Source organism: Staphylococcus sp. IVB6214, assembly GCF_025558585.1.
Lineage (GTDB): Bacteria > Bacillota > Bacilli > Staphylococcales > Staphylococcaceae > Staphylococcus.
Genome location: NZ_CP094723.1, coordinates 1,184,503 through 1,201,631, shown reverse-complemented (window position 1 = coordinate 1,201,631; position 17,129 = coordinate 1,184,503). Strand labels below are relative to the sequence as shown.

The 17,129-nt window shown below is 36.2% G+C and carries 15 protein-coding genes; 14 read left to right on the top strand and 1 reads right to left on the bottom strand.

Translation table 11 applies throughout. From position 1 onward, the window contains the following. Positions 1-47: 47 nt before the first annotated feature. Positions 48-2,192: a DNA internalization-related competence protein ComEC/Rec2 gene (locus MUA51_RS05825; protein WP_262558731.1), complete on the top strand. Its 2,145-nt coding sequence runs from the start codon at positions 48-50 to the stop codon at positions 2,190-2,192. Positions 2,193-2,254: 62 nt separating this feature from the next. Continuing rightward, positions 2,255-3,229 carry a DNA polymerase III subunit delta gene (holA, locus tag MUA51_RS05820; RefSeq protein ID WP_262558729.1) on the top strand — a complete coding sequence of 325 codons (975 nt, stop codon included), beginning with the start codon at positions 2,255-2,257 and terminating at the stop codon, positions 3,227-3,229. A gap of 122 nt (positions 3,230-3,351) precedes the next feature. Here holA and rpsT read toward each other — a convergent pair whose 3' ends face one another. Beyond that, the gene (rpsT, locus tag MUA51_RS05815) at positions 3,352-3,600 is read right to left on the bottom strand and encodes a 30S ribosomal protein S20 (RefSeq protein ID WP_095116721.1); all 249 of its coding nucleotides are present in this window, start codon (positions 3,598-3,600) and stop codon (positions 3,352-3,354) included. 245 nt (positions 3,601-3,845) lie between these two features. Between rpsT and lepA the strand changes: the two genes are divergently transcribed. The 12 genes from lepA to floA all read left to right on the top strand — a co-directional run bounded on the left by lepA (position 3,846) and on the right by floA (position 17,120). Then, the gene (lepA, locus tag MUA51_RS05810) at positions 3,846-5,669 is read left to right on the top strand and encodes a translation elongation factor 4 (RefSeq protein ID WP_262558727.1); all 1,824 of its coding nucleotides are present in this window, start codon (positions 3,846-3,848) and stop codon (positions 5,667-5,669) included. A 69-nt stretch (positions 5,670-5,738) separates the two neighbouring features. Continuing rightward, positions 5,739-6,860: a radical SAM family heme chaperone HemW gene (gene hemW, locus MUA51_RS05805; RefSeq protein WP_262558725.1), complete on the top strand. Its 1,122-nt coding sequence runs from the start codon at positions 5,739-5,741 to the stop codon at positions 6,858-6,860. Positions 6,861-6,965: 105 nt separating this feature from the next. Then, positions 6,966-7,952, top strand: coding sequence for a heat-inducible transcriptional repressor HrcA (gene hrcA, locus MUA51_RS05800; protein ID WP_262558724.1), 987 nt, complete (start codon positions 6,966-6,968; stop codon positions 7,950-7,952). 98 nt (positions 7,953-8,050) lie between these two features. Further along, on the top strand, positions 8,051-8,650 hold the full coding sequence (grpE, locus tag MUA51_RS05795) for a nucleotide exchange factor GrpE (RefSeq protein WP_262558723.1): 600 nt from the start codon (positions 8,051-8,053) through the stop codon (positions 8,648-8,650). Between the two features lie 64 nt (positions 8,651-8,714). Then, a complete protein-coding gene (dnaK, locus tag MUA51_RS05790; protein ID WP_262558722.1) occupies positions 8,715-10,538 on the top strand; it encodes a molecular chaperone DnaK in 1,824 nt (607 codons plus the stop codon). A gap of 112 nt (positions 10,539-10,650) precedes the next feature. Next, positions 10,651-11,787 (top strand): molecular chaperone DnaJ, encoded by a 1,137-nt coding sequence (gene dnaJ / locus MUA51_RS05785; protein WP_262558720.1) that lies wholly within the window; start codon positions 10,651-10,653, stop codon positions 11,785-11,787. Positions 11,788-11,791: 4 nt separating this feature from the next. Next, on the top strand, positions 11,792-12,724 hold the full coding sequence (gene prmA, locus MUA51_RS05780; protein ID WP_262558718.1) for a 50S ribosomal protein L11 methyltransferase: 933 nt from the start codon (positions 11,792-11,794) through the stop codon (positions 12,722-12,724). Positions 12,725-12,726: 2 nt separating this feature from the next. After that, positions 12,727-13,479, top strand: coding sequence for a 16S rRNA (uracil(1498)-N(3))-methyltransferase (locus MUA51_RS05775; protein WP_262558717.1), 753 nt, complete (start codon positions 12,727-12,729; stop codon positions 13,477-13,479). Between the two features lie 4 nt (positions 13,480-13,483). Beyond that, the gene (gene mtaB, locus MUA51_RS05770) at positions 13,484-14,830 is read left to right on the top strand and encodes a tRNA (N(6)-L-threonylcarbamoyladenosine(37)-C(2))-methylthiotransferase MtaB (RefSeq protein WP_262558716.1); all 1,347 of its coding nucleotides are present in this window, start codon (positions 13,484-13,486) and stop codon (positions 14,828-14,830) included. 160 nt (positions 14,831-14,990) lie between these two features. Further along, positions 14,991-15,167, top strand: a complete 177-nt coding sequence (gene rpsU, locus MUA51_RS05765) for a 30S ribosomal protein S21 (RefSeq protein ID WP_002471046.1) — start codon at positions 14,991-14,993, stop codon at positions 15,165-15,167. A gap of 239 nt (positions 15,168-15,406) precedes the next feature. After that, positions 15,407-16,105, top strand: coding sequence for an NfeD family protein (locus MUA51_RS05760; RefSeq protein ID WP_262558308.1), 699 nt, complete (start codon positions 15,407-15,409; stop codon positions 16,103-16,105). A gap of 16 nt (positions 16,106-16,121) precedes the next feature. Next, entirely contained in the window at positions 16,122-17,120 is a 999-nt protein-coding gene (gene floA, locus MUA51_RS05755; RefSeq protein WP_262558307.1) for a flotillin-like protein FloA, read from the top strand. Positions 17,121-17,129: the final 9 nt, after the last annotated feature.

Below are 17,129 nucleotides of genomic sequence, written 5' to 3'. Positions count from 1 at the left end.
ATCATACTTTTTCAGCTTGTTTTATCGCGTTTACATTATACATAAGTATGTTGATAAAACAGCAATCATCCTTTAAGTTAATAATTGCCAGTTTTATAGGTGTGTTTGGTTACTATATCGAATCATGCACACCTTCACTGCCCTTACAACAAGCTGAATTATCTGATATACCTCAACAAGTGATAATTCATATTGAAACATTACCTGTTTTTAATGGAGATTTTTATCATGCAACAGCAACAATACATGATATTGCGTACCATTTAACTTTTAAAAATTATAAGGATAACCAAAAGCAACCCCACACTGAATTTATAGGGTATTATGATTGTATAGTTGATGCCAAAATAAGGACGCCCGATCCCGACCAAGCCAGTTCGCTTCCCTCTTTATTTGTATCTGAACTTGATCAATCAAAATGTAACTATCCACATCAAGTTACCTTCAAAGATCGTATTATAATCGTCCGAAATTATGCGATTGAACGCCTTGTTCAATCCAATCTACCGGGCTATCCATATATCATTGCACTAGTCACCGGTTCAACAGATTATATTCCATATTTGCAACAGCAACTGTTAAAAGATCTTGGCATTTCTCATTTATTTGCAGTGAGTGGGACGCATGTTGCCATAATGACAGGATTACTTTATATGATCGGTAAACGTTGTCCGATGCCTCTTTATTTCACTCAAGTATGTATTCTACTCATACTCCCTCTATTTTTAGTTTTTTCCGGAAATAGTCCTAGTGCACAAAGGGCTGTCACAATGGCCTTTCTTGCAATATTGCTGGCACGTTATATTCAGCAACATACTTTACTTATCTTATTGCTCTCATATATTATCTTATCTACTTACCAGCCAACTATCCATGCACATTTAGGGTTTCAGTTTTCTTATGTTATTTGTTTTTTACTGATTATGCTTCGTGACACATATATACAACAACCATTTCTACGCGCTACTTTCATAACAAGCTTTATAGCTGTTCTCGGTACAGCATCTATCAGTTATTCATACTTTAATGAATTTCAATGGATAGGACTAATATCGAATCTCTTTTTTATCCCACTTTATGGACTTACAATAATTCCATTATCTTTTCTAGTTACTGTATTCGCTTTACTTATTCCTTCACTTTTATCAATATTGAAATTCCCATTTTACTTATTGTTTAACATTCATCAGTTTTTGTCTTTTTGTTTAAAACCACTCATTCTTTGGAAATTAATCATTCCTTCATTTGGAGAATTAGGCTATGCATTATGCATTTTCTTTATTTTCATCGCTTCTTATTTGTTAGCAAAAAAGAAATTGAAAATTTTATGTTTCTGGATTGCAACTTTTATCTGTGTCACGCAACTTTGTCATCCTCATCTTGAAAATCGGATGACAGTTATAGATGTTGGTCAAGGGGATGCCATTTTATTTGAAGCCAAAACAGGGGAAACTTTACTCATTGATACCGGGGGTGCACTTGAAACTAAACGGCAGATGAATAAAGCATCCATTACTGACCGAAAACTTTTCCCTTATCTCAAAGAACGGGGCATTGGTACGATAGATTATTTGATTATTACACATGCGCATGCAGATCATATGGGTGAAATCAATCATCTTGCGCAACGTGTTGCAATTTCCAATATCGTTATCAATCCCAATCATTTTGATTCTTTGAATTTGAAATTAGTACGTCATGTTGTACAAGATGAACAGGCTACATTATGGGACTCTCATCAGCTTCAACATTTAAATCTGGGCGCATTTTCGTTCCAGTTTTTAAATAGTGATATTGGACAAAGTGAAGACCCGAATGAACATTCTATTGTGACATTCGTGAACATTAATCAGAACAAATTATTGTTAATGGGAGATGCGACAGTTAATAATGAAGAACAGTTAATGAATGCATTTGCATTACCGAAGATAGATATTTTAAAAGTAGGGCATCACGGTAGTAAAACAAGTAGTTCAACGGCATTTCTCAACGTAATAAAACCTACTCATGCAATTGTTTCTGTTGCAAAACACAACATGTATCATTTACCGAGTCCAGTGATTATCGACCGATATCATTCACTTCATATCCCTATTTATAGCACTGCAGAGTTGCATCATATTGTTGTGACATTTGATGAAAGTTTTGCACATGGTTACACAATTTCACACATGACAACTGGTATGAATTAGAAAGAACAACGAACCAAATCATGCTATAATACAAATACATTGATTTTGAAAGGGAGAAGTACATGTCGTATTTGCATGCTGTATATGGCGAAGTACCAGAACTTGTCGATAAAGAGAGTGATCGACTCATTGAAACATACCTAGAAAAGGAACCAAAAGATGACTTTAACTTTGTGAAATATAATTTATATGAAACAGAGTTGAATACAATTATGGAAGAAGCAATGACAATGCCTTTCTTTTCAGATAAAAAAGTTGTCTTGGTACAAAACAGTTATATCTTTACTGGGGAGAAAGTAGCTAAAGAAAAGCAACCGAACTTAGAAGGGTTTATCCGATTTCTTGAAAACTATGATGGACAAACACTTATCGTATTTCAAGTGAATGCTGTTAAGTTGGATGAACGAAAGAAGGTTGTAAAACAGCTTAAAAAGTATGCATCACTGAAAAAAGTTGAGCAGTTTACAGAACAAGAGATGAAAACATGGATTCAAAAAGAATTACATGAGCAATTTAAAGATATTAAACAAGATGCATTAGATACGTTAATTGGACTGACAGGTATACATTATCGTATCGTTCAACAAGAACTGGAAAAAATTGTTTTATTTATTGGTGACCAGCCGACAATTACTAAAAAAGATGTACAAACTATTGTGAATAGAAGTCTTGAGCAAAATGTCTTTTTGTTAACGGAATACATACAAAAAGGCCAAAAAGATCGTGCCATACAACTCATGAAAGATTTAATCCAGTTAAAAGAAGAACCGATAAAGTTACTAGCTTTGATAACGAGCAATTATCGCTTGTATTATCAATCTCTGATTTTGAGTCAAAAAGGGTATTCGCAGCAGCAGATTGCAAAAACTGTTGGCGTGCATCCATATCGAGTAAAGCTTGCATTACAACAATGCAGAAAATATCAGTTACATCAATTGTTAGAGATTATTGATGCTTGTGCTGAAACGGATTATAAACTAAAGTCGTCATATATGGATAAAGTTCTTATTTTAGAATTATTTATTTTAAGTTTATAGATGCAAAAGGGTGAGTGTGCGATGTTTTCGTATCTCATCCTTTTATTAAAATGAAAAAACCGTATTTCATATTGAAACATTCAACACGAAATACGGTGAGACATAGTGAAGACACTATGAAATTATTTTGCTGACATTAATTTAGATTTCATTCTATCAGCTTTGTTAGAATGAATTAAATTCTTTTGCGCAGCTTTATCAATACGTTTGATTGCTTTGCTTACTAATTCTTGTTTATTGTCAGCATTAGTTTCAATTGCTTTTTTTGCGTTTTTCACTGCAGAACGCATATCATTTTTTTGTGAAATGTTTTGGCTCTCAGCTACTTGCGTTGTTTTTACACGTTTAATAGCAGATTTAATGTTTGGCATGAAAGACACCTCCTAGAATCAACTTGGTATCAAAATAACTTTGATTACAACAGAATTTATTCTATCAAATGTGTACACAATGTGCAATCATTAATTATACAGTTAATCTTATTTTTTAATTTTATAATGACAAGGTTATTTCAAAATGCTACTTCATCTAGTTGCAATTGTAGCCTAAAAACGTTATCATAGCAAAGATGTAAGAGTTTATAAATCGGGAATATGATGAAAGCGAGCAGGATGTTATGAACAATAATGAGCGTTTAACAAGACGTAAAAATATTAGAAACTTTTCGATCATTGCCCACATTGACCATGGTAAGTCAACATTAGCAGATCGAATTTTAGAAAACACAAAATCTGTTGAATCACGTGAAATGCAGGCGCAACTGTTAGATTCTATGGATCTGGAACGTGAACGTGGTATTACAATCAAATTGAATGCGGTTCGTCTAAAATATGAAGCAAAAGACGGCGAAACTTATACATTTCATCTGATCGATACACCAGGACATGTCGACTTTACATACGAAGTGTCACGCTCACTCGCTGCATGTGAAGGGGCAATTCTTGTCGTTGACGCTGCACAAGGTATTGAAGCACAAACATTAGCAAACGTATATCTTGCGTTGGATAACGATCTTGAGTTGATCCCTGTTATTAACAAGATCGACTTACCAGCTGCTGAACCAGAGCGCGTAAAACAAGAAGTAGAAGATGTTATCGGTCTCGACAAAGATGATGCTGTGTTAGCCAGTGCCAAGTCTAATATAGGTATCGATGAAATTTTGGAGAAGATCGTTGAAATTGTTCCAGCACCAGACGGCGATCCATCTGCACCACTCAAAGCGTTAATTTTTGACTCTGAATATGATCCGTATCGTGGTGTCGTATCATCTATTCGTGTAGTAGATGGTGTTGTTAAGGCGGGAGACCGCATTAAAATGATGGCAACAGGCAAAAGCTTTGAAGTTACAGAAGTGGGGATTAATACACCTAAGCAATTACCTGTTGATGAACTAACGGTCGGAGATGTTGGATACATTATCGCAAGTATTAAAAATGTAGATGACTCTCGTGTTGGGGATACGATTACGCACGAAGACAATCCAGCAAGTGAGCCATTACAAGGTTATAAGAAGATGAATCCAATGGTATATTGTGGTCTTTTCCCAATTGACAATAAAGATTACAATGACTTGCGTGAAGCATTAGAAAAATTACAATTAAATGATGCCTCACTTGAATTTGAACCAGAATCTTCAAAAGCACTTGGATTTGGATACCGTACAGGATTTTTAGGGATGCTGCACATGGAAATTATTCAAGAACGAATTGAACGTGAGTTCGGTATTGAATTAATTGCTACTGCACCATCAGTTATTTACACAGTTGTGTTAAGAAATGGCGAGTCCATAAAAGTTGATAACCCAGCACAAATGCCTGATCGTGACCAAATTGAAAAAGTATTCGAACCATATGTTCGCGCGACAATGATGGTACCAAATGATTACGTAGGGGCTGTCATGGAGTTATGCCAACGTAAACGTGGTCAATTCATTACGATGGACTATTTAGATGATATTCGTGTAAGTATCGTTTACGAATTGCCATTATCAGAAGTCGTATTTGATTTCTTTGATCAATTGAAATCAAACACGAAAGGTTATGCGTCATTCGACTATGAATTTATCGAGAATAAAGAAAGTAATCTCGTTAAGATGGATATTTTATTAAATGGTGATAAAGTTGATGCATTAAGTTTTATTGTGCATCGTGACTTTGCATATGAGCGTGGTCGTGTGCTTGTCGAAAAGTTAAAAACACTTATTCCAAGACAACAGTTCGAAGTACCCGTTCAAGCTGCAATCGGACAAAAAATTGTTGCCCGTACGAATATCAAATCAATGGGTAAAAACGTCCTTTCAAAATGCTACGGTGGCGATATTAGCCGTAAACGTAAATTACTTGAAAAACAAAAAGCCGGTAAAGCAAAGATGAAGGCTGTTGGTAGTGTTGAAATTCCACAAGATGCCTTTTTAGCAGTTCTTAAAATGGATGACGAATAAATATTATATAGCTCTCAGTCACTTGAATGACATTGTGACTTGGGAGTTTATTTCGTAGGAGGAGAACATATGCAAGACGTTAAAAGTGCTTATATCCATATTCCTTTCTGTGTGAAAATATGTACCTATTGTGATTTTAATAAATATTTTATACAACATCAGCCGGTCGATGACTATTTGACGTGTTTAATAACAGAAATGTCATGGGTTGGTAAGCGACCTTTGTCAACAATGTTTGTTGGTGGGGGAACACCGACTGCTTTATCTGAAGAGCAATTGGAGCGCTTATTGATTGCTATTCAAGAACAATTTGATATCAGCGGTGAATATACATTCGAGGCCAACCCAGACGAACTGACTGAGGAAAAAGTAGCACTTTTGAAAAAATATGGTGTCAATCGATTATCATTAGGTGTTCAAACTTTTGATGAAGCATTATTAAAAATATTAGGTCGTAGTCATCGGCGTGAAGACATTTATACGGCCGTTCATAATGCTAGAAAACACGGTATTCCATCTATTAGTATTGACCTGATGTATCAGCTTCCAGGTCAAACGATGGCACAATTTGAAGAAAGTTTAGATGAGGCAATTGCTCTCAATGTTGACCATATATCAAGCTACGGACTGATTTTAGAGAAGCAGACACAGTTTTACAATCTATATCAACGTGGGGAATTAAATGAACCAGATGAAGATCTGGGTGCTGAAATGTATCATTATATGATTAAAAAGTTAGCAGAAAATGGATTACATCAATATGAAATTTCTAATTTTGCAAAAGTCAACCATGCCTCGACACACAATAAAGTGTATTGGAAAAATGAACCTTATTTTGGTTTCGGTGCGGGTGCAAGCGGTTATGTAGATGGTGTGAGATATTCAAATATCAATCCTGTACAACACTACATTGAACAAATTCGTCAAAATAAAAAGCCGATACGAACAAAAGATGTTTTGACGATGCAAGAGAAAATGGAAGAAGAGATGTTTTTAGGATTGCGTATGAATGAAGGCGTAAATAAGGAAGTATTCTTTGAAAAATATGGTATCCAACTCACTGATTATTATCATGATGAGTTACAGCAATTAGGTCGTAAACAGTTAATCCGTCAAACAGAGACGCATGTAGCTTTAACAGATGAAGGTAGAGTGATTGGAAATTACGTCTTTGAGACATTTATCAAGTGACAAATAGAAATTTGAGATTTAAGAGCTTTAACATTGACTTACTTTGACCTTTCTGATAAATTATAATTAGCACTTGAGATAAAGGAGTGCTAATGAGGTGGAAACATGATTACACAAAGGCAAATTAGTATTTTAAATGCAATTGTTGAAGATTATGTTGAATTAGGCCAACCTATTGGTTCTACCACATTAATTAAGCGACATAACGTCAAAGTTAGTCCAGCAACAATTAGAAATGAGATGAAAATGCTAGAAGAAAACCACCTGATTGAAAAGACACATTCATCATCCGGTCGAATACCTTCTGAAGCAGGCTTTCGTCTTTATGTAGATCAGCTGCTGGAACATGAAGATGTGGAAGAGCATCCAAACAAATTAAATCTTAATACTTTGTTTAGTGAGAATCATTATGATATTTCAACTACATTGAATCGTTTGGCACAGTTGTTTTCTGATCAAACGCATTACACGACGATAGTAGTTGGTCCAGATCATACTAAGGCTTCAATTCTTAATGTCCACTTGATGAAAATCAATGACAAACATTTAATTGTCGTACTGATCTATCAAACGGGTCATGTAAAGCATTTGCATTTATCATCAACGATAACAGTTGATGATACGACCGTTATTAAATTATCTAATTTTATTTCGAGTAATCTTAGTAGTTTTTTGAATAACGGAAAGTATCAAATAGATGCATACCGATTGATGGGTTTTAGTGATCATGAAGTGGCGATATTGTTACAGGTGTACTTTCTAATAAAGAAACACCTCGATTCTGAAACATCACGTATTTATTTGGGCGGTAAACATCAATTAATCGAACGATTGAATGAAAGTACAGTGACTTCAATTCAACCTATATTGAAGTATGTGGAGTCTGGAAAAATCACTCAATTGATTGACCAAATGTCAGATGCGCCGATTCATATTAGTATTGGTTCTGAGATAGATCAGAACTTAGAAGGAATTGCGATTGTGACCCGACCTTATGCTTTAGCGAATCAAATAGAAGGTCATATTGCGATAGTTGGCCCAACAGCAATGCGCTATCAAAATGTGATACAATTGCTTAGTCAAACAAGATAAAACAATTCAAGAGATAGAGACAAAAGTGCTTAGGATTCGAGCGCAATCAAATGATGCATACAAAGTCATTATGTCTCAGCTCTGATGGAGGTTTAGAAATGTCAGAAGATAAAGCGTCAAGAGAAGAAGAAACACAAAAAGAGACAACTGAAGAAACAGTTGACTTTAACGCAACTGAATCGGAAGAAAATGTCGAACAAGAAGCTGTTAATGAAGAGAACGTTGAAGATTCAACTGAACCAACATTAGAACAGCAACTTGAATCATTGCAAGCAGAAGTCGATGCTTCTCAAGAAAAATATTTAAGATTATACGCAGAATTTGAAAATTATAAACGTCGTATTCAAAACGAAGCAGATATTCAAAAAACGTACCGTGCGCAATCAGTATTAACAGATGTTTTACCAACGCTTGATAATATTGAAAGAGCACTACAAATAGAAGGTGATGATGAATCATTTGTTGCACTAAAAAAAGGTGTTCAAATGGTTTATGACAGCCTTATCAAAGCACTTGAAGACAATGGATTGGAACGCATTCAAGCGGAAGGCGAACAATTCGATCCAAATTATCATCAAGCTGTCATCCAAGATGATAACCCTGAATTTGAATCAGGTGCAGTTACTGAAGAATTACAATCAGGCTACAAGTTAAAAGATCGCGTATTACGCGCATCAATGGTTAAAGTAAATCAATAATTTTTGACGAAAATCAATCATTTATGTAAAATAACATTGTTTGTAAATTAGGAGGAATTTGATTATGAGTAAAGTAATTGGTATTGACTTAGGAACAACAAACTCTTGTGTATCAGTATTAGAAGGTGACGAACCTAAAGTAATTCAAAATCCTGAAGGTGCGAGAACAACGCCATCTGTTGTTTCGTTCAAAAATGGAGAAACACAAGTAGGTGAAGTGGCAAAACGTCAAGCTATCACAAACCCAAATACAATTCAATCTATTAAACGTCATATGGGAACTGACTACAAAGAAAACATTGAAGGTAAAGATTATACACCACAAGAGATTTCAGCGATGATTTTACAAAACCTAAAAAATACTGCTGAAAGCTATCTAGGTGAAAAAGTTGAAAAAGCAGTTATCACAGTTCCAGCTTACTTCAATGACAGTGAACGTCAAGCTACTAAAGATGCTGGTAAAATTGCTGGATTAGAAGTAGAGCGTATTATTAACGAACCAACAGCTGCTGCATTAGCATATGGTTTAGATAAAACCGACAAAGAAGAAAAAGTATTAGTATTCGACCTTGGTGGTGGTACTTTCGACGTCTCAATTCTTGAATTAGGTGACGGTGTATTCGAAGTATTAGCAACTGCAGGTGACAACAAATTAGGTGGAGATGACTTTGACCAAGTTATCATCGATTACCTAGTAAATGAATTCAAATCTGAAAACGGTGTAGATTTATCACAAGATAAAATGGCATTACAACGTTTAAAAGATGCAGCTGAAAAAGCGAAAAAAGATTTATCAGGTGTTTCTTCAACACAAATTTCATTACCATTCATCTCAGCGGGTGCTGCAGGACCTTTACACTTAGAAACAACACTAACACGCGCTAAATTTGAAGAATTAGCAGACAAACTTGTACAAAAAACAATGACTCCAACACGTCAAGCGATGAAAGATGCTGGTTTATCAAATTCTGATATCGACGAAGTAATCTTAGTTGGTGGATCAACACGTATTCCAGCCGTACAAGAAGCAATCAAAAAAGAAATTGGCAAAGAACCAAATAAAGGTGTAAACCCAGATGAAGTAGTCGCAATGGGTGCTGCAATTCAAGGTGGCGTTATCACTGGTGACGTTAAAGATGTTGTACTTCTAGACGTTACACCATTATCATTAGGTATCGAAATTATGGGTGGACGTATGAATACGTTAATCGAACGTAATACAACAATCCCAACATCTAAGTCACAAGTATATTCAACTGCAGCTGATAACCAACCAGCCGTTGATATCCATGTTCTTCAAGGTGAACGTCCAATGGCATCAGATAACAAAACATTAGGCCGTTTCCAATTAACTGATATTCCACCAGCACCACGTGGGGTACCACAAATCGAAGTAACATTCGATATCGATAAAAACGGTATTGTAAACGTAACTGCAAAAGATTTAGGTACAAACAAAGAACAAAACATTACAATCGAATCTTCATCTGCACTATCTGACGAAGAAATCGATCGCATGGTGAAAGATGCTGAGCAAAATGCTGAAGCTGATAAAAAACGTCGTGAAGAAGTAGACTTACGTAACGAAGCTGATCAACTTGTCTTCCAAGTTGACAAAACATTAACTGACTTAGGTGAAAATGTTACTGAAGACGATAAAAAAGAAGCAGAAGACAAAAAAGAAGCATTGAAGTCAGCACTTGAAGGTGACGATATTGATGCGATTAAAGAGAAAAAAGAAGCACTAGAACAAGTGATTCAACAATTATCTATGAAGATTTACGAACAAGCACAGCAAGCACAACAAGCTCAAGGCGGTGCTACACAACAAGACGATACAGTACAAGATGCTGAATTTAAAGAAGTAAATGACGACGATCAAAAATAATAGATCACAATAAATAGATTGACTGGTATCAGTCGCTCAAAGGGGCTAGGACAATCATCGTCCCAGCCCCTTTTACTTTCATGATATTTATTAACGAAAAGGAGAGATTGCATTGGCAAAAAGAGACTATTATGAAGTCCTTGGCATTTCGAAGAGTGCTTCGAAAGATGAAATAAAGCGTGCTTATCGTAAGCTGTCAAAAAAGTATCATCCAGATATTAATAAAGAAGAAGGCGCGGATGAAAAATTTAAAGAAATCAGCGAAGCTTATGAAGTACTGAGTGATGAAAATAAGCGTGCAAACTATGATCAGTTTGGACATGCCGGTCCACAAGGTGGCTTTGGTCAAGGTGGGTTTGGCGGCCAAGACTTCTCAGGATTTGGTGGCGGCGGTTTTGAAGATATTTTCAGTTCATTCTTCGGCGGTGCACAGCGTCAACGTGATCCGAACGCACCGAGAAAAGGTGACGATCTTCAATACACAATGACAGTAACTTTTGAAGAAGCGATCTTTGGTACAAAAAAAGAAATTTCAGTCAGAAAAGAAGTCGTATGTCATACATGTGACGGAGAAGGTGCAAAGCCAGGCACGAAAAAGCACACATGTAGTTACTGTAACGGGACTGGACATGTGTCAGTAGAACAAAATACTATTTTAGGTCGTGTGCGTACGCAACAAGTTTGTCCTGAATGTAACGGAACTGGACAAGAGTTTGAAGAACCTTGTCCAACATGTCACGGTAAAGGAACAGAAGTTAAAACAGTAAAACTTGAAGTTACTGTGCCTGAAGGTGTAGACAATGATCAACAAATTCGCCTTTCTGGACAAGGATCTCCTGGTGAAAATGGCGGCCCTGCCGGTGACTTATATGTTGTTTTCCGTGTGCAACCATCTGATAAATTTACACGTGATGGTGACGATGTGTATTATCAACATTCTATCAGTTTTGCACAGGCGGCACTTGGTGATGAGATTAAAATTCCTACTCTAAACGGACAAGGAATTTTAACGATTCCAGCGGGTACACAATCAGGCAAACAATTCCGTTTAAAAGGGAAAGGTGTTAAAAACGTTCATGGTTATGGTTACGGTGACTTATTCATCAATATCAAAGTTCACACACCAACCAAATTAACTGAGCGTCAAAAAGAATTATTGAAAGCATTCGCTGAAGAAAGTGGCGATGAAATAAACGAACAACCAAGTAATTTCAAAGATAAAGCACGTCGTTTCTTTAAGGGAGATTAATGTGATGAATTGGATAGAATTATCTGTAACTGTAAATGAAGACGCTGAATCCATCGTTTCTAATTTGTTGCAAGATATCGGTTCGAATGGTGTTGCCATTGAAGACTCGAATGAAATCGGAAAAGTTAGAGAAGACAAATATGGTGAAATATTTGTCTTAGATCCAGCCGATTATCCAGAAACGCACATGGTGATTAAAGGTTACTATACAGAAATGCAAGTCGATCAGGCTTTTGTTGAACGCTTAAAAGAAAAGCTATTGTCAATTGATGAAGTTGATTCGCATATTTTACAAATATCCACAAAGGTGATTGAAGAATCAGATTGGGAAAATGAATGGAAAAACTATTTCCATCCATTTCGAGCATCTGACAGGTTCTTTATTGTACCTAGCTGGGAGACTATCGATCAGGCTGACGACTTCTTATATATCGAATTAGATCCAGGAATGGCTTTTGGTACAGGTGATCACCCGACAACAAGTCTTTGCTTAAAGGCGATTGAACGTGTCGTTCAACCTCAACACAATGTTATCGATGTTGGGACTGGTTCAGGCATTCTAAGTATTGCATCACATCTGATGGGTGCACAATCAGTAAAAGCAATTGACTTAGATGAAATGGCGGTAAAAGTTGCGCGTGATAATTTTGAGAAAAATGGTTGTGCTGATGCGATTGAAACAGCAACTGGAAACCTGTTGACGAATGAAACGGCACAATATGATGTTGTGATTGCGAATATTTTGCCACACATTATCGAGTTGATGATTGAAGATAGTTACAAACGATTAAACCCATCTGGTTACTTTATTACATCTGGAATTATTGAAGAGAAAAGTGAGTCAATCCAATCTCAAATGAAGGCGGTTGGTTATAACATTGTTGATGTACAACATGATAATGGTTGGGTTTGTATCACAGGACAGAAGGTGGAATAATTATGCAACGTTATTTCCTAAATGAAAACGCTGAGTGCCATCAGCGTTTTTTTATCACAAATAAAGATGATATTCATCATATGTTAAAAGTAATGCGCTATACAGAAGGCGACACAATCATTATCAACTTTGACAATCAACAAACTTTTAAAGCAACAATTATTCATGCCGAGCAGAAAGCAATAGAAGTTGAAACAATAGAGCGACTTGAAATTCATAGTGAAATGCCTGTTTCATTGACGATTGCAAGTGGGTTGATCAAGTCAGATAAATATGAATGGCTGTTACAAAAGGCGACAGAACTTGGCGTAAATGATTTTATCGCTGTTCAAATGGATCGTTCAGTTGTAAAGTTGAATGATCAAAAAGCGAATAAAAAGCTGGAACGTTGGTCAAAAATTATCAAAGAAGCTGCTGAACAAAGTTATCGACAACGCATTCCAAACATAAAATATTGCTCGAATTTAAAATATGTATATGATATGATTAGTGAATATGATTATATTCTAATGGCATACGAAGAACAGGCAAAAAAAGGTGAGTCATCTCAGTTTAAAAAGACACTCACACAACTAAAACCAAACGATAAAGTACTTCTTTTGTTTGGGCCTGAAGGTGGCTTTAGCGAAGGAGAAGTTGCATTGTTTGAACCACACGCACACATCGTTGGGCTTGGACCAAGAATTCTTCGCGCTGAAACAGCAGCACTTTATGCGTTAAGTGCCATTAGTTACGAAATAGAATTAATGAGGTGAAGTCATGTCAACAGTTGCCTTTCATACTTTAGGGTGTAAAGTAAACCATTATGAGACAGAAGCAATTTGGCAATTATTTAAAGAAGCTGACTACGAACGTGTTGATTTTGAACAAAACGCAGATGTATTTGTGATCAACACGTGTACAGTTACAAATACAGGTGATAAAAAAAGTCGTCAGGTGATTCGTAGAGCCATACGACAAAATCCTGAAGCAGTGGTTTGTGTTACAGGTTGTTACGCACAGACATCTTCTGCTGAAATCATGGAAATTCCAGGCGTTGATATTGTTGTAGGTACACAAGACCGCCATAAATTGTTAGGTTATATCGATGAATATCAAAAAGAGAGACAACCAATTAACGGTGTAAGCAATATTATGAAAAACCGAACGTATGAAGAATTGGATGTCCCATATTTCACAGACAGAACACGTGCATCACTTAAAATACAAGAAGGATGCAATAACTTCTGTACGTTCTGTATCATTCCGTGGGCACGTGGTCTGATGCGTTCACGTGATCCTCAAAAAGTTGTTGAACAAGCGACACAACTTGTGCAATCTGGATATAAAGAGATTGTGTTAACAGGTATTCATACTGGTGGCTACGGACAAGACTTGAAAGACTATAACTTAGCGCAACTTTTACGTGATTTAGAAACAGTTGATGGTCTAGAGCGTATCCGTATTTCGTCTATTGAAGCCAGTCAATTAACAGACGAAGTCATTGATGTATTACAACATTCAACGAAGGTTGTTCGTCATTTGCATATCCCGTTACAATCAGGTTCTGATAGTGTGTTAAAACGTATGCGACGTAAATATTCAATGGCACATTTCTCTGAACGTATTAAAAAGCTACATGCAGCATTGCCAGGCCTTGCAGTAACAAGTGATGTGATTGTAGGTTTTCCTGGTGAGACAGAAGCAGAATTCCAAGAAACATATGATTTCATTGTGGAACATCAGTTTTCTGAGTTACACGTATTCCCGTATTCACCAAGAATTGGTACACCTGCTGCACGAATGGATGATCAAATTGATGAAGAAGTAAAAAATGAACGTGTTCATCAGCTGATTGAGTTAAGCAATCAACTTGCAAAAACATATGCTTCTCAATTTGAAAATGACGTTTTAGAAGTGATTCCAGAAGAAAAAAGTGCAAAAGATGGGGTACTTGTAGGATACGCCGATAATTATATGAAAGTAGAATTTGAAGGCGATGTGTCACTGATAGGTGAAATTTGTAAGGTGAAAATTGATAAAGTGGGATACCCAATCAACTACGGTACATTTTTAAGAACAGTTGAACATGCAAATAATCAATCTGAATTTGAAATGCTAGCATAAAATTATAAAGTAATTATTTAAAAAAATGGTTGTTATCCATAAAAATGTAAATTTGTTGATTGACCGTGAATAAGATTTATTTTATACTAATTTATACATGGTGAGTTACTATGTAAATATGAAAAAAGTTTTTTTGATATTTGGAGGGAGGGAAATACAGATGTCTAAAACAGTAGTCCGTAAAAACGAATCACTAGAAGATGCATTACGTCGTTTTAAGCGCTCAGTGTCAAAAAGCGGTACAATTCAAGAAGTTCGTAAGCGCGAATTCTATGAAAAACCAAGCGTAAAACGTAAGAAAAAATCTGAAGCTGCTCGTAAGCGTAAATTCAGATAATCATTAATGTGTTGAACTCCCTCAACATTCAAAATTAATGATATATTGAATCTCAAATTTTGGTTAAGTTCCAAAGTTTGAGATTCTTTTTTTCTATATGATTCAAGACGCCTTATTTTCCTCAATGTTTTGCCACAGCTTATAAAATATACCAATTTGATTTCATTATGGCTATGACTATAAGTACTCAGAAAATTCATGTATACTTAGTAGAGAGAGCGAGGTGAATTAAGAAAAAGATGGGGTTACATACAATAATCTTAAATGGAGCGATTTCATTTCAAGGAGGATTACAACAATTCGGTGCTTGGCTCACGTCACCTCTGATATCATTAATTCTCACATGCTTGATCTTTCTCGGCTTTGTTTACCAACTGTATTCTAAACGTATCAATTTTGCAGGTATCTTGTCGTTAATATCACTGTTACTCATTTTACTTGGGTTTATCGTACAAGGGGATGTATCTGCAGTTACGTTATTGTTATTGATTATCGGGATTATTCTCGTAATTATTGAGCTTTTTATAGTTGGTGCAATACTTGGTATCATCGGCATGGGTCTGATCATCTTTAGTTTGATCACGATAGGTGATAACTTATCAATGATGCTATTGAATGTTTTCGTTGCATTAATTTTAACTATTATTGAGTGGGTGATATTAGTGAATATTTTCAAAAAGACGATTTCTTTATTTGAGAATGTCGTTTTAAAAGACGCAACAAATAAAGAATCAGGCTACACGTCGCACAATGATCGCTCTCATCTCGTAGGTGAGGTTGCGATGACACTCACAGATTTACGCCCTTCCGGAATTATTTTATTAAATAATGAGCGGATTGACGCCGTATCAGAAGGTCCCTTTATTTTAAAAGACTCACAAGTAGACATAGTAGAAGTTGAAGGGACAAGAGTAGTCGTTAGATTAACAAATTCATAAAAGGAGATGGAACAATATGTTTTCAGCAGGTATGATTTCTCTAGTAATTATTGCAGTGCTCGTTGTCGTTGCACTCATGATTTTATTTTCTTTCGTACCAATTGGACTTTGGATTTCAGCATTAGCTGCAGGTGTCAAAGTCAGTATTGCAACACTCGTCGGTATGCGTTTACGTCGTGTATCACCGAGAAAAGTGATCGGGCCATTGATCAAGGCACATAAAGCCGGATTACAAATCACAACAAACCAATTAGAGTCACACTATTTGGCAGGGGGTAACGTTGACCGTGTTGTTGATGCGAATATTGCAGCGCAACGTGCGGACATCAACTTACCATTTGAACGTGGTGCAGCGATTGACCTTGCTGGTCGTGACGTGTTAGAAGCAGTTCAAATGTCTGTAAACCCGAAAGTTATTGAAACACCATTTATTGCCGGTGTTGCAATGAACGGGATTGAAGTGAAGGCAAAAGCACGTATTACGGTTCGAGCAAATATTTCTCGCTTAGTCGGTGGTGCCGGTGAAGATACGATTATTGCTCGTGTCGGTGAAGGGATTGTCTCTACAATCGGTTCAAGTGAGCACCACACAGAAGTACTTGAAAACCCGGACAATATTTCTAAAACAGTTTTAAGTAAAGGTTTAGACTCTGGTACTGCATTTGAAATTTTATCAATTGATATCGCTGATGTTGATATTAGCAAAAACATTGGTGCAGACTTGCAAACAGAACAAGCAATTGCGGATAAAAATATTGCACAAGCCAAAGCAGAAGAACGTCGTGCGATGGCTGTTGCACAAGAGCAAGAAATGAAAGCACGTGTCCAAGAAATGCATGCCAAGGTTGTGGAAGCTGAAGCTGAAGTACCACTTGCAATGGCAGAAGCATTACGTTCAGGCAATATCAGTGTGAAAGAGTATTATAATCTAAAAAATATTGAAGCAGATACTGGTATGAGAGAAGCAATTAACAAGCACTCTCAAGAACAAAACAATACACCATCTGATCAATAATTGAGGTGA

Excerpts from the sequence above, each read along its gene's own strand:
- MUA51_RS05825 (WP_262558731.1), top strand. The coding sequence starts at position 48 with ATGTTGATAAAACAGCAATCATCCTTTAAGTTAATAATTGCCAGTTTT.
- holA (WP_262558729.1), top strand. The coding sequence starts at position 2,255 with ATGTCGTATTTGCATGCTGTATATGGCGAAGTACCAGAACTTGTCGAT.
- rpsT (WP_095116721.1), bottom strand. The coding sequence starts at position 3,600 with ATGCCAAACATTAAATCTGCTATTAAACGTGTAAAAACAACGCAAGTA.
- lepA (WP_262558727.1), top strand. The coding sequence starts at position 3,846 with ATGAACAATAATGAGCGTTTAACAAGACGTAAAAATATTAGAAACTTT.
- hemW (WP_262558725.1), top strand. The coding sequence starts at position 5,739 with ATGCAAGACGTTAAAAGTGCTTATATCCATATTCCTTTCTGTGTGAAA.
- hrcA (WP_262558724.1), top strand. The coding sequence starts at position 6,966 with ATGATTACACAAAGGCAAATTAGTATTTTAAATGCAATTGTTGAAGAT.
- grpE (WP_262558723.1), top strand. The coding sequence starts at position 8,051 with ATGTCAGAAGATAAAGCGTCAAGAGAAGAAGAAACACAAAAAGAGACA.
- dnaK (WP_262558722.1), top strand. The coding sequence starts at position 8,715 with ATGAGTAAAGTAATTGGTATTGACTTAGGAACAACAAACTCTTGTGTA.
- prmA (WP_262558718.1), top strand. The coding sequence starts at position 11,792 with ATGAATTGGATAGAATTATCTGTAACTGTAAATGAAGACGCTGAATCC.
- MUA51_RS05775 (WP_262558717.1), top strand. The coding sequence starts at position 12,727 with ATGCAACGTTATTTCCTAAATGAAAACGCTGAGTGCCATCAGCGTTTT.
- mtaB (WP_262558716.1), top strand. The coding sequence starts at position 13,484 with ATGTCAACAGTTGCCTTTCATACTTTAGGGTGTAAAGTAAACCATTAT.
- rpsU (WP_002471046.1), top strand. The coding sequence starts at position 14,991 with ATGTCTAAAACAGTAGTCCGTAAAAACGAATCACTAGAAGATGCATTA.
- MUA51_RS05760 (WP_262558308.1), top strand. The coding sequence starts at position 15,407 with ATGGGGTTACATACAATAATCTTAAATGGAGCGATTTCATTTCAAGGA.
- floA (WP_262558307.1), top strand. The coding sequence starts at position 16,122 with ATGTTTTCAGCAGGTATGATTTCTCTAGTAATTATTGCAGTGCTCGTT.